General features: G+C 68.2%; 20 protein-coding genes. 5 read left to right on the plus strand and 15 right to left on the minus strand.

What is annotated here, in order from left to right:
- Positions 1-7 precede the first annotated feature (7 nt).
- Genes E9232_RS19915 through E9232_RS19945 form a run of 7 tightly spaced genes read right to left on the minus strand, consistent with a single transcriptional unit; the run spans position 8 to position 5,611 of the window.
- Positions 8-295: an MSMEG_0570 family nitrogen starvation response protein gene (locus tag E9232_RS19915; RefSeq protein ID WP_309796728.1), complete on the minus strand. Its 288-nt coding sequence runs from the start codon at positions 293-295 to the stop codon at positions 8-10.
- Positions 288-1,445: an MSMEG_0565 family glycosyltransferase gene (locus E9232_RS19920; protein WP_309796730.1), complete on the minus strand. Its 1,158-nt coding sequence runs from the start codon at positions 1,443-1,445 to the stop codon at positions 288-290. The genes E9232_RS19915 and E9232_RS19920 overlap by 8 nt, the downstream gene beginning before the upstream one ends.
- Complete coding sequence (locus tag E9232_RS19925) at positions 1,442-2,425, minus strand: sll0787 family AIR synthase-like protein (protein WP_309796732.1); 984 nt, start codon at positions 2,423-2,425, stop codon at positions 1,442-1,444. The genes E9232_RS19920 and E9232_RS19925 overlap by 4 nt, the downstream gene beginning before the upstream one ends.
- Entirely contained in the window at positions 2,422-2,961 is a 540-nt protein-coding gene (locus E9232_RS19930; protein WP_309796734.1) for an MSMEG_0567/Sll0786 family nitrogen starvation N-acetyltransferase, read from the minus strand. Before E9232_RS19930 ends, E9232_RS19925 begins: the two co-directional genes overlap by 4 nt.
- The gene (locus tag E9232_RS19935; RefSeq protein ID WP_309796736.1) at positions 2,958-4,097 is read right to left on the minus strand and encodes an MSMEG_0568 family radical SAM protein; all 1,140 of its coding nucleotides are present in this window, start codon (positions 4,095-4,097) and stop codon (positions 2,958-2,960) included. Before E9232_RS19935 ends, E9232_RS19930 begins: the two co-directional genes overlap by 4 nt.
- Positions 4,027-5,070, minus strand: coding sequence for a Nit6803 family nitrilase (locus E9232_RS19940; RefSeq protein ID WP_309796738.1), 1,044 nt, complete (start codon positions 5,068-5,070; stop codon positions 4,027-4,029). Before E9232_RS19940 ends, E9232_RS19935 begins: the two co-directional genes overlap by 71 nt.
- A gap of 58 nt (positions 5,071-5,128) precedes the next feature.
- Positions 5,129-5,611 (minus strand): MSMEG_0572/Sll0783 family nitrogen starvation response protein, encoded by a 483-nt coding sequence (locus tag E9232_RS19945; RefSeq protein ID WP_309796740.1) that lies wholly within the window; start codon positions 5,609-5,611, stop codon positions 5,129-5,131.
- A gap of 356 nt (positions 5,612-5,967) precedes the next feature.
- Here E9232_RS19945 and E9232_RS19950 point away from each other — a divergent pair, with 356 nt between their 5' ends.
- Positions 5,968-7,362 (plus strand): aminotransferase-like domain-containing protein, encoded by a 1,395-nt coding sequence (locus tag E9232_RS19950; protein ID WP_309796742.1) that lies wholly within the window; start codon positions 5,968-5,970, stop codon positions 7,360-7,362.
- Positions 7,363-8,324: 962 nt separating this feature from the next.
- Here E9232_RS19950 and E9232_RS19955 read toward each other — a convergent pair.
- The gene (locus E9232_RS19955; RefSeq protein ID WP_309796744.1) at positions 8,325-9,230 is read right to left on the minus strand and encodes an AraC family transcriptional regulator; all 906 of its coding nucleotides are present in this window, start codon (positions 9,228-9,230) and stop codon (positions 8,325-8,327) included.
- 99 nt (positions 9,231-9,329) lie between these two features.
- On the opposite strand from E9232_RS19955, the gene E9232_RS19960 reads away from it, so the two are divergent.
- The 3 genes from E9232_RS19960 to E9232_RS19970 all read left to right on the plus strand — a co-directional run bounded on the left by E9232_RS19960 (position 9,330) and on the right by E9232_RS19970 (position 10,874).
- Positions 9,330-10,079, plus strand: coding sequence for an SDR family oxidoreductase (locus E9232_RS19960; RefSeq protein ID WP_309796746.1), 750 nt, complete (start codon positions 9,330-9,332; stop codon positions 10,077-10,079).
- 119 nt (positions 10,080-10,198) lie between these two features.
- Positions 10,199-10,387, plus strand: a complete 189-nt coding sequence (locus E9232_RS19965) for a hypothetical protein (RefSeq protein ID WP_309796748.1) — start codon at positions 10,199-10,201, stop codon at positions 10,385-10,387.
- A gap of 37 nt (positions 10,388-10,424) precedes the next feature.
- Positions 10,425-10,874, plus strand: coding sequence for a hypothetical protein (locus tag E9232_RS19970; protein ID WP_309796749.1), 450 nt, complete (start codon positions 10,425-10,427; stop codon positions 10,872-10,874).
- A gap of 274 nt (positions 10,875-11,148) precedes the next feature.
- Here the strand turns inward: E9232_RS19970 and E9232_RS19975 are convergent, their stop codons facing one another.
- The 7 genes from E9232_RS19975 to E9232_RS20005 form a co-directional block, all read right to left on the minus strand.
- Positions 11,149-12,312: a M20 aminoacylase family protein gene (locus E9232_RS19975; RefSeq protein WP_309796752.1), complete on the minus strand. Its 1,164-nt coding sequence runs from the start codon at positions 12,310-12,312 to the stop codon at positions 11,149-11,151.
- A gap of 85 nt (positions 12,313-12,397) precedes the next feature.
- A complete protein-coding gene (locus E9232_RS19980; RefSeq protein ID WP_309796753.1) occupies positions 12,398-13,759 on the minus strand; it encodes a serine hydrolase domain-containing protein in 1,362 nt (453 codons plus the stop codon).
- Between the two features lie 36 nt (positions 13,760-13,795).
- Positions 13,796-14,803, minus strand: coding sequence for an ABC transporter ATP-binding protein (locus E9232_RS19985; RefSeq protein WP_309796755.1), 1,008 nt, complete (start codon positions 14,801-14,803; stop codon positions 13,796-13,798).
- Positions 14,800-15,822: an ABC transporter ATP-binding protein gene (locus E9232_RS19990; RefSeq protein WP_309796756.1), complete on the minus strand. Its 1,023-nt coding sequence runs from the start codon at positions 15,820-15,822 to the stop codon at positions 14,800-14,802. The genes E9232_RS19985 and E9232_RS19990 overlap by 4 nt, the downstream gene beginning before the upstream one ends.
- A 4-nt stretch (positions 15,823-15,826) precedes the next feature.
- The gene (locus E9232_RS19995; protein ID WP_309796758.1) at positions 15,827-16,699 is read right to left on the minus strand and encodes an ABC transporter permease; all 873 of its coding nucleotides are present in this window, start codon (positions 16,697-16,699) and stop codon (positions 15,827-15,829) included.
- On the minus strand, positions 16,696-17,628 hold the full coding sequence (locus tag E9232_RS20000) for an ABC transporter permease (protein WP_309796760.1): 933 nt from the start codon (positions 17,626-17,628) through the stop codon (positions 16,696-16,698). Before E9232_RS20000 ends, E9232_RS19995 begins: the two co-directional genes overlap by 4 nt.
- A gap of 6 nt (positions 17,629-17,634) precedes the next feature.
- Positions 17,635-19,473, minus strand: coding sequence for an ABC transporter substrate-binding protein (locus E9232_RS20005; protein ID WP_309796762.1), 1,839 nt, complete (start codon positions 19,471-19,473; stop codon positions 17,635-17,637).
- Between E9232_RS20005 and E9232_RS20010 the strand changes: the two genes are divergently transcribed.
- The gene (locus E9232_RS20010) at positions 19,472-20,023 is read left to right on the plus strand and encodes a TetR/AcrR family transcriptional regulator (RefSeq protein ID WP_309796764.1); all 552 of its coding nucleotides are present in this window, start codon (positions 19,472-19,474) and stop codon (positions 20,021-20,023) included. The two genes, E9232_RS20005 and E9232_RS20010, sit on opposite strands and share 2 nt — an antisense overlap.
- The last annotated feature ends 101 nt before the right edge of the window (positions 20,024-20,124 follow it).

A 20,124-nucleotide genomic window follows, 5' to 3' on the forward strand; every position in this document is an offset into this window, starting at 1 on the left:
TCCTCCTCTATTCCTGGAAGGACTCGACGCTGACGAGCGCGCCGGGCTGGTCGATGAAGTGCCGGCACGCCGCTTCGAGGCGGGCGATCTGGCCGGCGGCGCGCGGGCAGTCGAAGCCGAATTTCTGCCGCACCCGGTCGCCGGCGATGGTCAGCGCGGTGCGGCTGCGGTCGAGGAAATCGGCGACCGGATAGGCCTCGCCGAGCGCCAGATGGTCCTTGATGACGAGCGAGGGCGAGTAGCAGGTCTCGCGCGTGCCGTCGGGCCAGCGGATGGCAAAGTGCATCTCAGGCATGTTCGACCTCGCGGATCTGCCGATAGGCCGGGAGATGCGCCGCCGCGGTGCGGGCCCAGCTGTGGGGCGCGAGGATGGCATCGATGCGCCGGGCCAGGTTTGTGCGGGCATGCGGCTGGACGGCCAGCGCCATGGCGTCGGCGATCGACCCCGGGCTGCGCGGGTCGCACCAGACCACCTCGCCCTGGGCGAAATGCTCGGTGAAGGGCGGAATCCGAGAGGTGACGACGGGTGTGCCGCAGGCGATCGCCTCGATCGCCGCCAGGCCGAAACCTTCCTGCACCGATGGGAAGACCAGCGCATCGGCGGCGCGGTACAGTGCCGGCATGTCGTTCTGGTTGATAGGGCCGGTCAGGATCACCCGGGCAGCGACATCGCCGGACCGCTCCAGCTCGGTCCGGAAGGCTGTCTGATAGGCGCTGTGGTCGAGCAGCGAGGCGCCGCCGGCGATCACCAGCTGTGCGGCCGGATGGATGGCGAGGATCTGGCCGAAGGCCTTGAGGATGGCCAGGGTGTTCTTGCGCGGTTCGACGCCGCCGACCGCCAGGACAATCGGTCCGGCGCCGAGGCGGAGGCGCTGCCTGAGGTCGCGGTCCTCGCGGCCGGCCGTCGGGGAGAAGACATCGCGGTCGACGCCGTTGCCGACCGGCGTGGCGGTGATCCGGAAGTCCCGGGCCAGCACGTCGCGCCACAGCCGGCTGACGACGAAGCACCGGTCGGCTTCGACGATGGAGCGGGTCTGCAGGGTAGCGATCCGGTCATCGGTGAAGCTGTCGATATGGTGGACGGTGCGCACGAAGGCGGGGATCAGCCCGCGCTGCTTCAGGCTTGCCAGCGCGTTGCCGGAGATCCCGTCCTGGGCATGGAAGATGTCGAAGCGGCGATGCGCCGGATCCTCGAAATACCTGATGTACTCCGCTATCCGCGTCTCGACGAGATCGTGCAGTGCCGGGCCGACGGGGGAGGCCGGGATCGGGATCGTCCTGCACAGTGCAGGCCGGAAGAAGCCGGCGCCGGTGACGTCGGGGGCATGGACCACGGCGTCATGGCCGAGGCGCGTAAAGGCTTCGGCGACGGCCAGCGCATGCGCCACGCCGCCGCGCGGATTGGTCGAATGCGCCAGGATGGCGATGCGCAGCGGACGGGTCATGCAACGAGCTCCGCCCGGCAAAAGCCGAGCAGGGGCCTGTCCGCCGGATCCCAGATCAGCTCGGTTGTCGTGCCGTCGGTGATCGTCACCGCGCTGCCCGCCCGGATCGTGCCGATATCGGCGGCGGCGATGCCGCGCGCAGCGAACAGCCCCAGGATCGGTCCGGCAGTCTCGGTCGGTGCGGCGATCAAATAGCCGAAGCTGGGGAAGGTCATCAGCCAGCGGTCGAGCGGCACGCCGTCCGGCCGCGGCACCGCCGTCACGTCGATGTCGATTGCCACGCCCGAGCATTCGGCCAGCATCGCGGCGGTGCCGACGATGCCGCCCTGGCTGATGTCCTTGGCGGCGCGGGACAACCCGGCCTCGGCGATCATCGGCAGCAATTCCAGGTCGCCGCGCAGCCGCCCGGCCGGCGCGTCGGTCGCCGCCTCCCAGTTCGAGAACGGCTCACGGTAGCGGCCGCGCAGATCGATGGCCGCCAGCAGCCGGTCGCCGGGCCGGGCATCGAAGCTGGTCAGCAGCGTCTTCGCCTTGCCGAGAATGGCCACCGAAAGCTGGCTGCGGTCGGTGCCGAGATTGGTGTGGCCGCCGACGATGGGGACGCCGAAGCGCTCAGCGGCCGCCCGCATCCCGTCGAAGATCGCGCCGGCGCTCTCCGCGCCATCGGCCCACAGCGCGTCGACCACGGCGACCGGACGCCCGCCCATCGCCGCGACGTCGGAGATGTTCACCATCACGCCGCACCAGCCGGCGAACCAGGGATCGCCGGCGACGAAGGCGTTCATGAAGCCTTCGATCGCCAGCAGGGTGAATCCGTCGCCGTCCGGGATGGCGGCACAGTCGTCGCCGACCGGCGTCGCGGATGTGCCGGACAGGCCGAGCCGGGCCGCGGCGGTCGCGATCTCGGCCTTGGCGGCGATGCCGCGGCTCGCCCGCAGCGTCCCGGCGAGGCGGGACAGGTCGAGGCTGTCCGCCGTCATGCCGCCTTCCTCAAGGCCAGGAACCCCGCATCCGGCGTCCGGAACGGCGGATAGAAGTCGAGGTCCGCCTGCATCCGGTGGTGCGGGCGGCCGTGCAGGTCGACGATGTCGAGCGTCCGCCAGTGCAGGCGCTGGAACAGCGGTGCGTTCTGGCTCTGCACATGGGCGAGGAAGCGGATGGCGCCGCGCGCATGGGCCGAAGCGACAGCGAGCCGGATCAGCGAGGCGCCGAGCGCGCCGACCTTGCGATGGCCCTCGGCCACGGCCAGGCGCGAGCCCCACCACAGGCCGGGCTCCGCCTCATGGATGCGCACCGTGCCCACCACCGCATCGGCGGCGATGCCCAGCAGGGACAGGGCGACGATCGGCGTCGCGATCTCGTCTATGGCGTCGCGGTCGTCGCCGGCGAACAGGCCCTGCTCCTCGCAGAACACCGCCCGCCGCAGGGCAGCGGCGCCCCGTCGTTCCCAGGCCGTGGTGGCGTATTTGACCTGGTACTCGCTGGCGATGAAGGGCTTCCCCAGCTCGATGATCATGCCCCGGCTCCCTGCGCCGCCTGGCCGCGCTCATAGGTGGACAGGGCGGAGCAGGCGCCGCATTTGGCGCAGCCGGCCTTGACGTCGACCGATTTCAGCCCGCCCGCGATCAGCATTCCGGCCAGCGGGCCGAGAATGGAGCTCATGAAGCCGGAGGAGGGCGGCGGATGGCTTTCCAGCGGCGTGCCGGAGATCGGCACGAAGGGCACGACGAAGGGATAGACGCCGATATCGACCAGGCGCTGGCAGGTGCCGAGGATCTCGTCGCGCGTGTCGCCGAGGCCGGCGAGGATGTAGGTCGAGACCTGGCCACGGCCGAAGACCGGGACGGCGGCCTGGAACGCCGTGATGTAGCGCTCGACCGGGATCTGCGCCTTGCTGGGCATGATGCGACGGCGCACGTCTTCGGTGACCGCTTCGAGATGCATGCCCAGGGCATCGGCGCCGGCGTCGGACATGCGGCCGAACCAGGCATCGTCGTCCGGCGGCTCGCACTGCACCTGGATCGGCAGGTCCACCGCGGCCTTCACCGCCGCGGCGCTTTCCGCCAGGATCGCCGCACCGCGATCCCGGCCGGGCGGGGTGCCGGTCGTCATCACCATGTGCTTGACGCCGTCGAGCTCGACCGCGGCCTTGGCGACCTCCGCCAGCTGGGCCGGCGTCTTGCGCTCGATCGTGCGGCCGGCGGCGAGCGACTGGCCGATGGCGCAGAACTGGCAGGTCTTGGTCCGGCTCTGGTACCGGATGCAGGTCTGCAGCACGGTGGTGGCCAGCACGTCGCGCCCGTGCAGCACGGCGATCTTCGAATAGGGAATGCCGTCTGCCGTCACCCGATCGTAGAATTTGGGGCGCGGAGCGAAGGAGACGTCGCCGACCGGCAGCCCGTCGCGCAGGACGCGGCTGCGGCCGTCGGGGGATGGCTGCTCGATCAGATACGGGCTGGCGAAGGCCGGCGCGGTGTGGACCGGCACCATCACGGTCATGCCGTCGACGGTCATCGCCTTGTGGTCCGACGGGCCGGCGCCGCCGCGGCGGCTTTCGGTGCCGGCCCTCGGGTCGACCAGCCTAGCGCCGAAGGATTGCAGCTCGTTGATCAGCTCTTCCGTCCTGAGCGCGGCCGGCGTCATCTGTCTCATCATCGGGTCTCCCGGGGACGAAGGGGGCGGCAAGGGCGGCGGCCGCTTCCCGCAGGGGAAGGGCCGGACGGCTGTCGAGGGTGAGGCTGAGCAGCTCGGGGCGGGCGTAGTGGCCGACCGAATCCATCATCCGCTTGCGCTTGGTGATCAGCGCCATGTCGAGATCGGCGACGAGCAGCCCTTCGCCGGTCGTCAGCGGCGGCACGACGTGGTTGCCCTCGGGGGCGATGATCGCGGTCATGCAGCCGCCCCGCAGCGCCTTCTGCAGCTGTGGGTCGGGCGTCACCGAGGCGATCTGCTCCTCCGTCAGCCACCCCGTGGCGTTGACGACGAAGCAGCCGCTTTCGAGCGCGTGGTGGCGGATGGTCACCTCGATCTGGTCGGCGAAGATCGGGCCGACCAGGGAGCCGGGGAACTGCGCGACGTGGATTTCCTCGTGCTGTGCCATCAGCGCGTAGCGGGCGAGGGGATTGTAGTGCTCCCAGCAGGCCAGCGCGCCGACACGGCCGACGGCGGTCTCGACCACCTGCAGGCCAGCGCCGTCGCCCTGGCCCCAGATCATGCGCTCGTGGAAGGTCGGCGTGATCTTCCGGCGCCGGAGCTTCAGCGTCCCGTCGGCATCGAACACGAGCTGGGTGTTGTAGAGCGTGCCGTGGTCGCGTTCGTTGACGCCGAGCACGATCACCATGCCGTGCCGGCGCGCGGCCGTGCCGACCGCCTCGGTCTCCGGCCCCGGCACGACGACCGCCTCTTCGTAGAGGCGCAGATGCTCGCGTCCCGTGAGGACCGGCGGCAGCACGAAGGAGAAATAGGGGTACCAGGGCACGAACGTCTCGGGAAAGACGAGCAGTTCGGCCCCCTTGTCCGCGGCGTCGGCGATCGCGTTCAGGACCTTGGCCATCGTCTTTTCGCGCGAGGTCAGGTCGGGGGCGATCTGGACCGCGGCGACGCGGACCGTGGCTGTCTCAACCATTGCGGCTGTCTTTCCTATGACCGATGCGGCCGCGGGGCCGGCCGCATCGGTCCGCGGCTCAAAGCGTCCAGGTGTCGAGGATGAAGGCGTTGTCCCTGCGGTGCAGGAGGACGATGTCGAGGACGTCGAGCGGGTTGATCGGGATCACCCCGGGGATGAGCGCGCCTTCGCCATGTCCGTACAGCGCCTGCAGGGCGAAGCGGCAGGCATAGACCTTGCCGCCGTCGGTCATGATCTTCTCGATGCGGTTGTTGAAGTTGAGATGCCCGGGGAAGGCGTCGTCGCCGAGCTTGGGAAAGCCGCGCTGGACGCCGAGAGTCACGCCCGGGCCGTAGAGCAGAACCGAGGTCTCGAACCCCTTCTGGATGAGGCGGGAGGCCTGGAGGAGATTGACGAGACCGATCGAGCCTTCGAAGGCGACGGTGTGGAAGGTGACGAGAGCCTTCTCGCCCGGGGCGGCTTTGACGTCCTCGAACACCTTGGTTTCGTAATCGACGAGGAAATCACCCTTCTGGTTCGCGGGCTTGGTCACGGCTGGCATGGCTCACCTCTCCGAAGCGGGATTGGACTGCGGCAGCGACCGCAGCGTCGGAGACAGTTGATGCAAGCAATATGCCAGTCATTGGATTCCCTCGCTTGCGCATTTTGCCGCGATCTATATGCATTCAATTATACAGTCATTCTGCCTGTCGATTGAGCAAGATTCTGCCCATTTTGATTCCATGAAATGGAAATCTTCCGAGCAACCCGGCCGAAAATTAGCTTGTCGCAGAAAGCAATCAAGATGGGATGTGCATACAAAAATGCAGTCAATAATATGAGGCAATTTCGCGACGTCGCCGTGGCGGCGGTGCAGACAACACGATACAGTCAACCTGCCTTCATCAACGATCGCGCATGATGTACGACTGGACCCCCGACCTCTCGATCTCCGACCGGCCCCGCTATCTCGCCCTCGCCGACCGGATCGCCGCCGACATCCAGTCCGGCAAGCTGGTGACCGGCGACCGCCTGCCGCCGCAGCGCAAGCTGGCGGAACGGCTGGGTGTCGACTTCACCACGGTGGCGCGGGGCTATGTCGAGGCCCAGAAGCGCGGGCTCATCGAATCCCGCCAGGGCCAGGGCACCTTCGTGCAGAGCGGGCCGAAGGCCAGGGCGGTCCCGGCCCCTGCATCACGGCCCCGGCCCGATGCGGTCGATCTCTCGATGAACCTGCCGCCGGAGCCCGACGACCCGCAGTTGATCGAGCGCATGCAGGCCGGGCTGGAGATGGTCGGGCGGGACCTGGTGTCGCTGATGCGGTACCAGGGCTTCGGCGGCGGCCCGATCGACAAGGAGGCGGCGTCCCTCTGGCTCAGCCGCCGCGGGCTGGTTCCGGCGCAGGAACGCATCTTCATCACGCCCGGGGCGCATCCCGCCCTGCTCGGCATCCTCGGCATCCTGGCCAAGCCCGGCCAGGTGGTGCTGAGCGAAGCCATCACCTATCCCGGCATCCGCTCGATCGCCGCGCAGCTCAACCTGTCGCTGGTCGGCCTGCCCATGGATGACGAGGGCATCGATCCGGATGCGTTCTCCGCCGCCTGTTCGAAACTGTCGCCCAAGGCGCTCTATCTCAACCCGACCCTGCAGAACCCGACCACGCTGACCATGTCGCAGAAGCGGCGCGAGACAATCGCCGCGATCGCGCGGCGCTGGGGCGTCCCGATCGTCGAGGACGATGCCTATGGCTTCATCCCGTCCCATGCGCCGGGGCCGCTGGCGTCGGTCGCGCCCGACATCACCTGGTACGTGGCGGGGCTGGCCAAATGCATCGGCGCCGGCATGCGCGTGGCCTATGTCGTGGCCCCCGACGCGCGGTCCGGCTGGGCCTTCGCCGCGGCGGTGCGCTCGGCCACCGTGATGGCCTCTCCGCTGACCGTCGCGCTGGCGACGCGCTGGATCGAGGACGGCACGGCCGACAGCCTGCTGCGCTTCATCCGCATGGAGGCCGCGGCGCGCCAGGCGATCGCGCGCCAGGCCCTGCCGCCGGGAAGCTTCCGGGGCGATCCGGTCAGCTTCAACATCTGGGTTCCGCTGCCGGAGGGCTGGACGCGTTCGGCGTTCATTGGGCACATGCGGACCACCGGGATCGGCGTGGTCGCCAGCGACCCCTTCACCGTGACCGGCAACCCGCCGGAGGCGGTCCGCATCTGCCTGGGCGGGCCGGCGTCGCGCGCGGCCGTGCAGCGCGCGCTCGACTTCGCGGCGCATGCCCTCGAGGAGCTCCCGGCCGTGGCGACATCGTTCCTGTGAACCGATCGTGCTCGAGATTGTGGATTGAAGTCGGTCAAGGCTGACTCGGATAGCGCTGTTCGCAGCAGCGCGCGCCGATGGCGGCGACGTCTGTTTTGAGCGTGCCCGGTCATAGCGTCATGGCGAAGAGGTCGGTTTCGCCTTCGTCCACCATGTTGCCGGCTCGGCAGCCCGCGCATCGCCGCGCTGGGCCACGGCGGCCGGGGCGGAGGCGACAGCCTGAGGGCGTGGGCCGGAGCAGATCATGGCTGCGCCCGGACGGCTTCAGGACGGCGCCGGCGGCCTGGGCTGGACGCCGAGGCGATGACGATCGAGAGCCTTGCCAGCGGCCTGGGCGCCCGCATCAGCACCACCATCACCGGCGACCAGGGCACGGCCCTGGTGCTGCAGGCACGGGCGCGCTGGAAGCACGAATTCTGAACGACCGGGCGGTGCCGGACGCCGGCTGCCGGGCCGCGGCTTCCCATCCGCGGCCACCAGCGGCGATGCGGCCCCTGCCGAATGCTACCGTGACCGCAGCACCCGTCTCCTTTGGGGAGCTTCGGAAGATCCGAACTTCGTTTCCTTCATAAAGATAAACGAGTTAACCAATGTCTGCTGTTGAGACGCTGGCGCGACGTCTCCTTTTTGGCGCCCTCCAGCCGGGCCGCACCGGCCCATCGGGCCGAATCGGACAATGTCCATCCCGGGAACCGCGCTAGCAGCGATGATCCGTGACTTCCCCGCATGGATTGTTCGAAGTGCGATATGGGACCCAAAAGCAAGAGGCCGGCTGGCGAGGTCACCATGACACCGGTGATGACTTCAGGATCCACGACACCAACGCCCACGCAATGCTCGCGCTGGCGCTGAAGGCGAACAAAGTCGGCGCAAATTCCGGATTGCCGCCGAGCCCGGCTGCTGAGGCCAATCCGCAGCCCGGGGTCGCACCAGGCAAGATAAAAAGTGATCCTCTCGACGCGCTAACTGGCCGTTCCATCCCGCGCATAGCGCGCCGGCGGCATGCCCACGTGCCGGGTAAAGGCAGTGCTGAATGTGCTCGCCGACCCATAGCCGACGCGGACCGCGACCTGCGAAATCGCGAACTCGTGCGTGCGCAGCAGGCGTTTGGCGAGCGCCATGCGCCAGGCGAGCAGATATTCCATCGGCGGCAGTCCGACGATGCGGCTGAATCGGGCGAAGAAGGCGGAGCGCGACATCGCGGCTTCGGCAGCGAGGCCGGCGACCGTCCAGCCATGAGCCGGCTTCGCGTGCATTGCCCGCAAGGCGGCAACCAGGCGATTGTCGGAGAGCCCGCGCGCCAGGCTCGGTACCGAACCCGCGTCGGCACCGCAGCGCAGCGCCTCGATCAGCAGCACCTCCAACAGGCGTTCGAGCACCAGTGCACGCCCGGGCCGTGATCGGCGGGTCTCGTCGCCGACCAGTTGCATAAGCGTCGCAAGCCGCGGCTCGCCGCGCGCCACCACCATCGTCGGGAGCAAGGATACGAGGAGGGTGGCATCGGGAGATGCGAAGCTGCACAACCCGACCTGCATCCTGAGGTTGATCGGCGCGTCCGGCCGGCCGACCCGGAAGCGCCCTTCGCCAAGCTCGACCGGCAGCATGTCTATCCCATGAGGCGGCGCGTCGATGCTCTCGATGACCTGATCATTGGTCGACGGCGACAGCACGAAATCACCGGCGCTTACGATGATCGGCGGCTGGCTCGCGCCGACCACGCGGCACTCGCCTTCCAGAACCGCGAAGTAGACGGGCTTGCCCTCGACATCGCGGCGGATGCGCCAGCGCCCGGCATAGTCGACGAGCTTTGAGAAGCTGGCCGATGGCTGGAGCAGGGTCACGATCTCGGCAAGCGGATCGACCGTCATATCTGGACTATCGCCAATTGATTCGAGACGTTCACCCATGGAAGGTATCACGCACGAGAGCCATCTCCGGATCGCCTTCGACAATTCCGGAGCAATGTCATGCCCAGCGTCGTCATCACCGGCTGTTCCTCGGGCTTCGGCCTCGAAACCGCGAAATTGTTCCTTGAGCGTGGCTGGAAGGTGATTGCCACCATGCGCAACCCCAAGGCCGACATCCTGCCGGCGTCCGACAATCTCGTCGTCCTGCGGCTCGACGTCACCGATCCGGCGAGCATCGCCAGCGCAATGGAACAGGCCGGTGAGATCGACGTGCTGGTCAACAATGCCGGGTTCGGGGCAGCGGTGCCGGTCGAACTGATCAAGCCAGAGACGGCACGCCAGTTGTTCGAGACGAACACGCTGGGCACGCTGGCCACGCTGCAGGCGGTGCTGCCCAAGTTCCGCGAGCGCCGGGCGGGCGTGATCGTCAACGTCACATCCACGGTGACCCTCAAGCCCCTGCCGCTCGTCAGCGTCTATCGCGCGAGCAAGGCGGCGGTAAATGCGCTCACCGAAAGCTTGGCGGTCGAGATGGAGCCGTTCGGCGTGCGCGTGCATATCGTGCTCCCCGGCCGTTCGCCCGAAACCCAGTTTGGTGAGAACGCGATGCCGCACCTGCGCGGACTCGACAATCCGGACTACAAGCCGCTGATCGAAGGGATGATCGCCAATTTCCGCGAGGATAGCGGCCCGGTCACGCATGCCGGCGATGTGGCGGAGGCAGTCTGGCGGGCGGCCACGGATGCGAATGCGCCGCTCAGGATTCCGGCGGGAGCGGATGCGGTGCAGTGGATGGCCGAGGCAGCCTGATTCTCGATCAAGGCCGCGCGCCGGTTGCCCATGGATTGTTGAGACCGTGACCGCGCGGCCGACACTGTCATCGGCGGCGCCGGCATCGACACCGCATCCGAGAGCGGTTCGGGGCAACCTTGCCCATCAGCCTCCAGACCGCCGGCGGCGACGGCGAGGGCGACACCCTGACCTGGGTAGAGCAGGTGGTCGCCTCCGCCTTCGCCGACGATCTCGCCGGCGACGCCGGCAACAACACCCTCTGCGGCGTCGCGGGCAACGATGTCATCGCCGGCGGGGCCGACGTGCTGAAGACGCGGCGCCGGTAACGGCACCTTCATCTGCAGCACCATAGCCGAGAGCACGGTGGCGTCGACCGGCAAGGACGCCATCGTCGACTTCGCCAGTGGCGACAGGACCGAGCTCTCCGGTATCGATCCCGACGGCAACGATGCCACTGGCGCCACCGCCTTCAGCTTCGGCACCGGCGGCCTCACCGGCGCGGCGGGCGAACTGCGGGTGATCGACTTCGGCGACGGCCGCCAGGGCGTCTATCTCGACGTCGATGGCGACAAGCGCCCGGACCCTCGTCCCCCTGAGGCGGCCACGAACTCAAGGCGCTGCGCCTGCCCGGGCAGCGCCTACGGCCGGGCCACACGAGCTGAAGCCTCGCCTGCCGCCGGGCCGCTCTTTTTGGACTCAGACCACCACCGTTCTGCGGCCGACTTGGGGTGCTCTGGTCCAGCTCGGTCGGCCGAAAGCGCCGGTATTCTGTGGGTTCGGTCAATGTCCGCTGTCGGCGAGACTATTCGATGACCGCATATGGCGCTCTTCTGCCTAATCCGAGCTGGCGCAGCCAGGGCTCACTGCCCCGGGAACGGTAGGGCGAGTGAATATTGGTCTCGAGAGCAGGATGCTTCGGTCACCAGGCTGCACCGGTGCCATGGCCAAACAGTCCCACCCTGTCCCGATATTTGGCACAGATTGGATTGGATTTTGATTTGGCATTCGGATCTCGGGCAGCTCGTTCCGCATGCCTGACGACCGATGCGACAAGCGAGGGCAACTCGAGGCCGGGCGACTCAGTCTCTCATGCCGCGGCGAGGCGTCTCTCCACGATTCGCGCCAGCAGGCTCGCGCCGACCGGCAGGATGCCGTCATCCAGCACGAAGCCGGAATTGTGCACCGGCACCGAACCCGCATGGCCGATGGTGCAGTAGACGCCCGGCGTCGCGTGCAGCATGTCGGCAAAGTCCTCGCTGCCCATCACCGGCGCCGTCTTCAGATAGGCTTGGTCCGGCCCGACGATGTCGCGGGCCGCTTCGAGATAGCCCTCGACCAGATCTTCGGTATTCACCAGGACGTCGAACACGTTGCGAATGTCGCATTCGATCTCGACCTCGAAGGCGGCGGCGGTGCCCGCCGCGATGGCGCGCATCCGCTGGCGCACGAGCTCATTGACCTCCCGGTCCAGGAACCGGACCGTGCCGGAGACGACGGCCTCCTCCGGCACGATGTTGTAGGCGCTGCCCGCGTGGATCTGGGTGACCGAAAGCACGGCCTGCTTGAGCGGACTGACGTTGCGGCTGACGACCGATTGCAGCGACTGAACCAGCGCGGTGGCGACGATGATCGGGTCGCGCGAATGCTCGGGCATGGCGCCATGGCTGCCGCGCCCGCGGATCCGGAAGTCGAAGAAATCGGCGCCCGCCATGGCTGGTCCAGGCTTGATGCCGATGCGATAGGGCTCATCGGCGGGCGCGTTGTGGAGGCCGTAGATCTCGTCGCAGGGGAAGCGCCGGAACAGCCCGTCGGCCAGCATCGCGCGGGCGCCGCCGCAGCCTTCCTCGCCCGGCTGGAAGATCAGGACGGCGGTGCCGGCGAAGTCGCGAGTCTCGGCCAGGTAGCGCGCGGCCCCCAGCAGCATCGTCGTGTGACCGTCATGGCCGCAGCCGTGGAAGCGCCCGGGGATCTTCGAGGCGTAGGTCAGATTGGTGCGCTCCTCCATCGGCAAGGCGTCCATATCGGCCCGCAACCCGACGGCGCGGCCCGGCCCGCGGCGGCCTTCGATCACGCCGACGACCCCGGTCATGCCCAGGCCGCGATGCACCTCGATGCCCCAGGCCTCCAGCTTTGCGGCGACGATGCCGGAGGTGCGGACCTCCTCGAAGCCGATCTCCGGATGCTGGTGCAGATCCCGCCGGATGGCGGTCAGTTCGTCCTTGTAGCTGTCGATGCGGTTGATGACCGGCATGTCGGGGCCTTTGCAGACGGGGAAACCAGGGTTCGAGCGGATGGGCCTGTGCCGCGGCCCGTTGACGGGATCTCGTGCGCCGGGGCTAGACGGGCTTCTGGTAGGACACGGCGAGATCCTTCGGATCGGCCACCCATTCGCTGCCGCCGAGGAACAGGCGGCCGGCCGTGCCCGAGGCATCGAAACCGCGCTCGACGGTCTCGCCATGGCTGGCAAAGCCGTTGGCGAGCGTGATGCGGCCCCGGTCCGGCCCGGTGGCCTCGATCTCCGTGGCGTCGGCGAAGGGCTTGAGCCCCGCGGGATCGGCGGCCAGCACCAGGTCGCCCATCGGGACGAGGTCGATGGCGCGCCAGAGACTCCACCAGCGCCCGGCCCAGCCGGCGACCGCGGGTGATGGAGCCCCATGGCCGGCGAACCGGTGAAGGATCGAGACGATCCCGTCCAGCCAGGCATGGGCCGGGCCGTCGATGGCGTTGGTGAGGACGGAGAGGCCGATGCCCCAGTCCGGCACCATAGCCGAGCGGCTGATGAAGCCGGGGAAGGCGCCGCCATGGCCGACCAGCACATGGCCGTCGACCCGGCCGATCGTGGTGCCCAGCCCGTAATGCCGGGACTCCGACTGATGCGGCACCTCCCAATGGGGGCGCGTCATCTCGCGCCGGCTGGCGACCGAAAGCACGCTCGACCCGGCTGCCGGGTCGAGGCTGGCGAAGAAGCGGGCGAGGTCCCCGGCCGTGCTGACGAAGCCGGTCGCCGCGGCAAGGGCGAAGGTGGGCTGGTCGCCGGTGATCGCGCCTCGGCCGAAGGGCATGCGGCCGCTATGCCCCGCCGCCAGGGGCGTGCCGGCTGCGAGAGGCATGTCCGGGGCAGTGCTCGCCAGCTCCGAGGCCCCGACGACCTCGCGCGTGATCCAGCGCGCGTAAGGTTCGCCCGTGATCGCCTCGATGGCGAGGCCCAGGAGGCCGAAGCCGAGATTGGAGTATTTGAAGCGGCTGTTGGCGTCTATGGCGAGCGGACGCGCAAGCTCGGCCCGAAGCGCCGCCTCGTCGAAGAAGGGGGCGCGGACCTGCCAGTGCGGGGACCGGGTCCCGTCGCGCATCGTCCCGGAGGCATGGGCGAGCAGCTGGGCGATGGTGGTCTCCGCCACCAGCGCATGCAGGCCCGGCACATGGGTCCCGATCCTGTCGTCCAGATGGAGGCAACCGGCCTCATGCAGCTTCATGATTCCGGCGGCGGTGAAGGTCTTGGAGTGGGAGGCGACGCGGAAGCGGTGGGCCGCGGTCAGCGCCTCGCCGGTCCTGAGGTCGGCGACGCCGAAGGCGCGCTCCCACAAGACAGTCCCGCCTTTTGCCACCGCGACAACGCAGCCGGGCTGCTCGGCCGCCTTCATCTGATAGTCCATCCAGCGGCCGGCATAGGCGAGCGCGGCATCGAGCCATTCGGTCATGACACGGTCTCTCTTTCGCTTCTTCCGGAGTGTGGTTCAGCCGCCTGCCAGGGCGCGCTTCGGGACGGCCGCGCCCTCCGCCGCCCAGCAGGCGACGGCATGCCCGTCATCGACGCCGGCCAGCGCTGGCTCGTGCTCGGAACAGCGGGGGAGGGCGATCGGGCAGCGATTGCGGAAGCGGCAGCCGCTGGGAAGGCGGGCCGGATCGGGCGGGTCGCCGAGCCGTGGTACCGGGTCGTCGCGGCGGGCGAGGTCGAGCGACGGGACGGCGGCGAGCAGCGCCTTGGTGTAAGGGTGGCGAGGGGCCCGGAACAGCTGCTTCGCCGGGGCCATCTCCACGATGCGGCCGTAGTACATGACCGCGACGCGGTCGGCGATGTACTCGACCACGGCGAGATTGTGGGACACGAACAGCAGCGCCAGCTCGAATTCGGCCCGCAGGTCGCGCAGCAGGTTCAGGATCTGCGCCTGCACGGAGACGTCGAGCGCCGAGACCGGCTCGTCGCAGACGATGAGGCTGGGCTTCAGGATCAGCGCACGGGCGATGCCGATCCGCTGCAGCTGGCCGCCCGAGAGCTCGTGCGGGAAGCGGAAGCGGTGCTCGGGCCTCAGCCCGACCTTGTGAAAGATGTCGGCCACGGCCTCGTCCCGCTCATGCCGATCCAGCATCTCCTGGATGTCGAGAGCCATCCTGACCGAGGCGCCGACCGTGCGGCGTGGATCGAAGCAGGTCCTGGGGTTCTGGAAGATGAGCTGGGCATGGCGCCGCTGCCGCTTGAGCTGGTCCGGCGACAGGGCGAAGAGGTCCTGGTTGCGGAACAGGACCGTGCCTGCGCTCGGCCGCTGCAGGGCGATCACGGTCCGACCCAGCGTGCTCTTGCCGCAGCCGGATTCCCCGACCAGCGCCAGCGTCTCGGCGCGGGCCAGCGTCAGGCTCACGCCATCGACGGCGTTGATGGTCCCCACGACGCCGCCGAACAGGCCCTTCCGGACGGGATAGCGGACATGCAGGCCGTCGACCTGGAGGAGGGGTGGAATGCTCACGGTCCGTCTCCCGTCGCATCCGGCGCCGCCCAGCATCGCAGCCGATGGCCCGGAGCCACCGGGTCGAGCGGCGGCATCTCCTCGCGGCAGCGCGCGAGAGCGAGGCTGGCGCGGCGGCCACAGCGCGGCGCGAAGGCGCAGCCCGCCGTGGGGCGGCTGAGATCCGGGATGCCGCCCGGAATGTCCTGCAGCCGCTCGCCGACCGACTGCCCGAGCCGCGGCGCGGCCCGCAGCAGGCCGCGCGCGTAGGGATGGGCCGGGTGGTCCAGCATCGTCGCGACCGGGCCATCCTCCACGATCCGCCCGGCATACATGACCGCCACCCGGTCGGCGAGCCTCGCGACGACGCCGAGATCGTGCGTCACCAGCAGAAGCGATGTGCCGGCGTGGCGGCAGCTGTCGCGCAGTAGCTCCAGGATCTGGGCCTGGATGGTCACATCCAGCGCCGTCGTCGGCTCGTCGGCGATCAGCAGCCGCGGCCTGAGCGCCAGCGCGATTGCGATCATGACGCGCTGGGCCTGGCCGCCCGAGAGCTGGTGCGGATAGGCGAGCGCCTTCTGCTCCGGCGCTGGGATGCCGACCGAGCGGAGCAGGGCGACGGCGCCGTCCCACGCGCCTTTCCGGCTCAGGCGCTCCTGTTGGCGCAGCGGCTCGGCGACCTGCCAGCCGATGCGGCGCACCGGGTTCAGGCAGCCCTGGGGCTGCTGGAAGATGATGCCGATATCGCGTCCGCGCCAGCGGCCGAGGTCGCGGGCCGACATGGCGAGCACGTCGCGCCCGTCGAACAGGATCTTCCCTCCGGCGATCCGGCCGGGCTTCTGGATGAGCCGCATGATGGAGAGGGCCAGCACGGATTTGCCGGAGCCGGACTCGCCGACCAGCCCGACGATTTCCCCGGGCGCGATCCGCAGGTCCACGCCCTGCACCGCGTTGACGGTGGCGGGCCCGAAGCCGAACTGGGTGCGCAGGTCGCGGATGTCGAGAAGCGGCGCGTCGTGCAGGGGCGAAGGCGTCGTCATGGCCTCAGCTCCTCGGGTCGAGCACGTCGCGCAGCCCGTTGCCCAGGATGTTCATGCCGAAGATCGAGATGAACAGCGCGGTGCCGGGGGCGGCCACGGCCCACCAGGCGGAGAACAGGTAGGTGCGGGAGTTGACGAGCATGGCGCCCCATTCGGGGGCCGGCGGCTGGGTGCCGAGACCGGCGAAGGACAGCGCCGAGGCGAGCAGCGCCGCCAGCGGCGTCGCGAAGGAGAGATAGACGATCAGCGGCGACAGCACGTTCGGCAGCACGGTGCGGAACAGGATCTCCGCCTCGCTGGCCCCCAGCGCCCGGACGCTGACGACATAGTCCTCGGACTTCACCGTCAGCACCGTGCTGCGCACGAGCCGGGCGTATCCGGGGATACCGGCGATTCCGACCGCCGCCATGCCGGTCCACAGGCTCGGCCCGAGGATGGCGACCACCACCAGCACCATCAGGATGTAGGGAAAGGCCAGGAGCACATCGATCATCCGCATGATGATCCCGTCCGTCAGCGCCGACCCCGCGCCGGCGACGAGGCCGAGCACGGTGCCGATGGAGGCGGAGATCGATGCGGTGACGGCGCAGATCAGAAGGAAGTAGCGGGTGCCGTGGATGATCCGGCTCAGGAGGTCGCGGCCGACCTCGTCGGTGCCGAACCAATGCAACGTCCCCGGGGGCATCAGGCGCTGGGCAGGGCTGATCTTGAACGGGTCGTAGGGGGCGATCAGCGGGGCGAAGGCCGCGAGAAGGATCAGGATGAGCAGAACTGCGCCGCCGGCCACGGCCGAGGGATTGCGGAGGAGCCGCCCGCGCAGTTGCCGCCAGCGCGGCTCGGCCTTGAAGACCGGTTCCTCGAGCACCGTCTCGGTCACGACACGAGCTCCACACGCGGGTCCAGCCAGGCGTAGAGGATGTCGGCGGCGAGGTTGATCACGAGGTAGGTGACCGCGCTGATCAGGATGATCGACTGCGTCAGCGCGAAATCCCGCCACTGTATCGCGTTGACCGCCAGTTCGCCGATGCCGTGCCAGCTGAAGATGGTCTCGACGATGAAGGCGCCTCCCAGGAGGTTGCCGATCTGCAGCCCCACGACCGTCAGCACCACGATCAGGGCGTTCGGCAGGGCATGGCGCAGGATCAGCGTGGTCTCGCTGGCCCCGCGCGCCCGCGCCGCCAGGATGTAGTCCCGCCTCAGCACGTCGATCATGCTGCTTCTCGCCACCCGCGACAGCGGGGCCGCCTCGATCAGGCCGAGCGCGATAGCGGGCAGCACGATCGCCAGCGGACCGTGGGGGACCACGGGCAGGAGCCTGAGCCAGACCGAGCAGAGGAGGATCAGCAGCAGCCCGAAGAAGAAGGCCGGCATCGAGATGCCGAACAGCCCGATCGTCGTCGCGGTTACGTCCAGCCAGGTGTTGCGCCGGGCGGCGGCGAGGATGCCGGTCGCGAGGCCGACGATCAGCGCGATCGCGAGCGCCGCGCCGGTGAGCAGGATGGTGTTGACGTAGCGGTAGCCGATCTCGTCGATCACCGGCTTGCGTAGACGGATCGACTCCCCGAGATCGCCATGCGCGAGATCGCCGACATAGAGGACGAACTGCTGGTACCAGGGCAGGTCCAGGTGATATTTCGCCCGCAGCGCGGCGATGGCCTGCGCTGCGTCCTGTTCCGAGAGCTGGCCTTGATATATCGCCGTGGCGGCGTCGGTCGGGATCAGGGCCTTCATCAGAAAAGTGATCAGCAGGATGCCGATCACCACCGGGACCAGAAGCAGCAGGCGTTTCAGGACATACCGGCCCATCGCTCTCTATTCCGCGACCTTGAGGTCGGCGGCATAGACATAGCCGAGATAGTCGAGGCGGTAGTCCTGCAGCACCGCGCGGGTCACCGTCATCGGCCAGTCGGTGAGCAGAGGCAGGATCATCCGATCCTCCAGTACGGCCTTCTGCGCGTCGCTGACGAACTGCATGCGCTTGGTCGTATCGAGGGCGGTGTCGGCGGCGACCAGGGCATCGTCGATCGACGGGTTCGGCGGCAGCAGCTGGCGATGGCCGGGGGACCGGAACAGCTGCGACATGACGCTCGGGTCGGACCAGGTCCAACGGTTGAGGTCCATGTCCCAATCCGGCTTCAGCAGGCCGGGATAGAAGGTGCCCCAATCCGCCGTGCCGACATCGACCTGGATGCCGATATCGCCGAGATTGGCCTGGATGACCGCGAGCGCCCGTTCCGTCGTGCTGTCGGCATAGCTGCGGATGGTGAACTTGGCCGGGACACCGTCCTTCGCGCGCACCCCGCCATCGTCCTTCCAGCCGGCGGCGTCGAGGAGAGCCTTGGCTTTGTCCGGGTCATAGGGGGTGCCGTATTTCTGGGCGACGGTGTCGTCATAGCCCGGGATGCCGCGCGACAGCGGACCGAGCGCGATCATGCCGTTGCCGCCGAAGGCCGCAGCCAGGACGGCCTCGCGATCGACCGCGTGGCTGATCGCATCGCGGAAGGCCCTGTCGCTGAACGGGGCCTTCTTGTAGTCGAACTCCATGAACATCAGGTTCTTGGCGTTCTTGTCGTTGATGACGGTGAATTGCGGATCGTCGGCGAGCGGCCGGACCGCGTCCGCCGTCAGCTGCGCGGCGTCGAGCTCGCCGGTCTGCAGGGCCGATGTCACCACGCCTTCCTCGGCCATAACGTTGAGGACGACCCGGTCGAGATAGGGCAGGCCCTGATTGGCCGCATCCGGGCGGTACTGCTTGAAGTTCGGGTTGCGGACCAGCTCGATGCGCGTGCCGGGGGTCCAGCTGTCGAACATGAAGGGCCCGGTCCCAACCGGATGGCGGGCGTAGGCCTGCCCCGCGGCCTTCACCGCAGTCGGGGAGTTGAAGCCGAAATAGGACTGGCCGAGCAGGTTGACGAAGGGCGCGAAGGGCCGGGTGAAATGGAAGACAACGGTGTCGCCGTCCGGGGCGTCGACCTTCTCCAGGGGCCCGACGATACCCTTGGAGGGGGAGGCGCTGTTCGGATCGAGGATCGTGTCGAAATGGAACTTCACGGCCGCCGCGTCGAACGGGGTGCCATCGTGGAAGGTCTTGCCGCTCTTGAGCTTGAAGGTGATGGTGCGGCCTTCGGCGTCCGCCTGCCAGGATTCGGCGAGCCAGGGCCGGGCCACCCCTTTCTCGTCGAGATAGACCAGCGACTCCAGCAGGTAGTTGCCGAGAACGCTGCTCACGGCCAGGGAAATACTCTGCACATTATAGAGGCCTTCCGGATCGATAATCAGGCGGAATCGCGCCACCTTTTCGGTCTGGGCGAAAGACGATCCCGACCTTCCCAGCGCGAGGGCGCCGACGGAGGCCGCGGAGGCGAGCGCGAATTGCCGACGGTTCAGCACCGAAATCTCCCTGTTCGTTATGAAAAGAGTGATTGTGCGGCCGCCATTGGGCAGATGGATCGCGCGGCCTATATCCGAATAATTACTCGGATTGAGGCGGTGCGCAAGAGCCGGTGATGGCCATGCGAATTGGATGCAATTTTCTTGCCAAAGAAAGAAGAGGGTGGCCGGAATGACAAGTTTCACGCCCGGAAAGACGGGAGCGACGGCGAAGCGCAGGCCGGTCCAGGCTCGATCGCGCAAGATCAAGGCGGCGATCATGGAGGCGGCGCACGACGTCATGCGCGAAAGGGGCATCCGGGCGATAACGACCAATGCCATTGCGGAGCAGGCAGGGATCAAAATCGGCTCTGTCTATGATTATTTTCCCAACAAGGAAGCGATCATCGCCGAGATCTACGAGGAGAAGCTGGCCCAGGTGCGCGGCTTCCTCGAAGCGGGATCGGAGAGGATCGATAGGGCAGGCTGGCGGGCGCAGCTTGCCGATCTCATTCGCGAGACCTGGACCTACCAACTCGGCATCGGCCTCGATCGCACCATCGTTGATGCATCCTACTACTATGAAGACCTGCTCCGGATCGCCCGCGCGCATTCGCAGCTCTTCGCGTCGAACTACGTGCGTCTTCTTCGCCGGCTGGGCACGAGCTGGGACGACGAGCGGCTCTTCGACCTCGGCATCAGCATCTACACCCTGGTCAACGCGACATGGAGCTATTGGCGGCTGAGGGAGACCGGCGACCCGGTCGCCATTGAGAGGCAGATCGTTCTGACGATCCGTCTCATCGAGCCAGCGTTGGATCGCGCACCGTAGTTGATGCCACCAGGCGATCCTGATGTTGGAGTACAAGACGCGCGTTGCATCGGCGCGGCTGGGAGCGAGGGCCACGGCATGGTGTTATCCAGCTTCCCCCT

This window comes from Inquilinus ginsengisoli (assembly GCF_031453975.1).
GTDB lineage: Bacteria > Pseudomonadota > Alphaproteobacteria > DSM-16000 > Inquilinaceae > Inquilinus > Inquilinus ginsengisoli_A.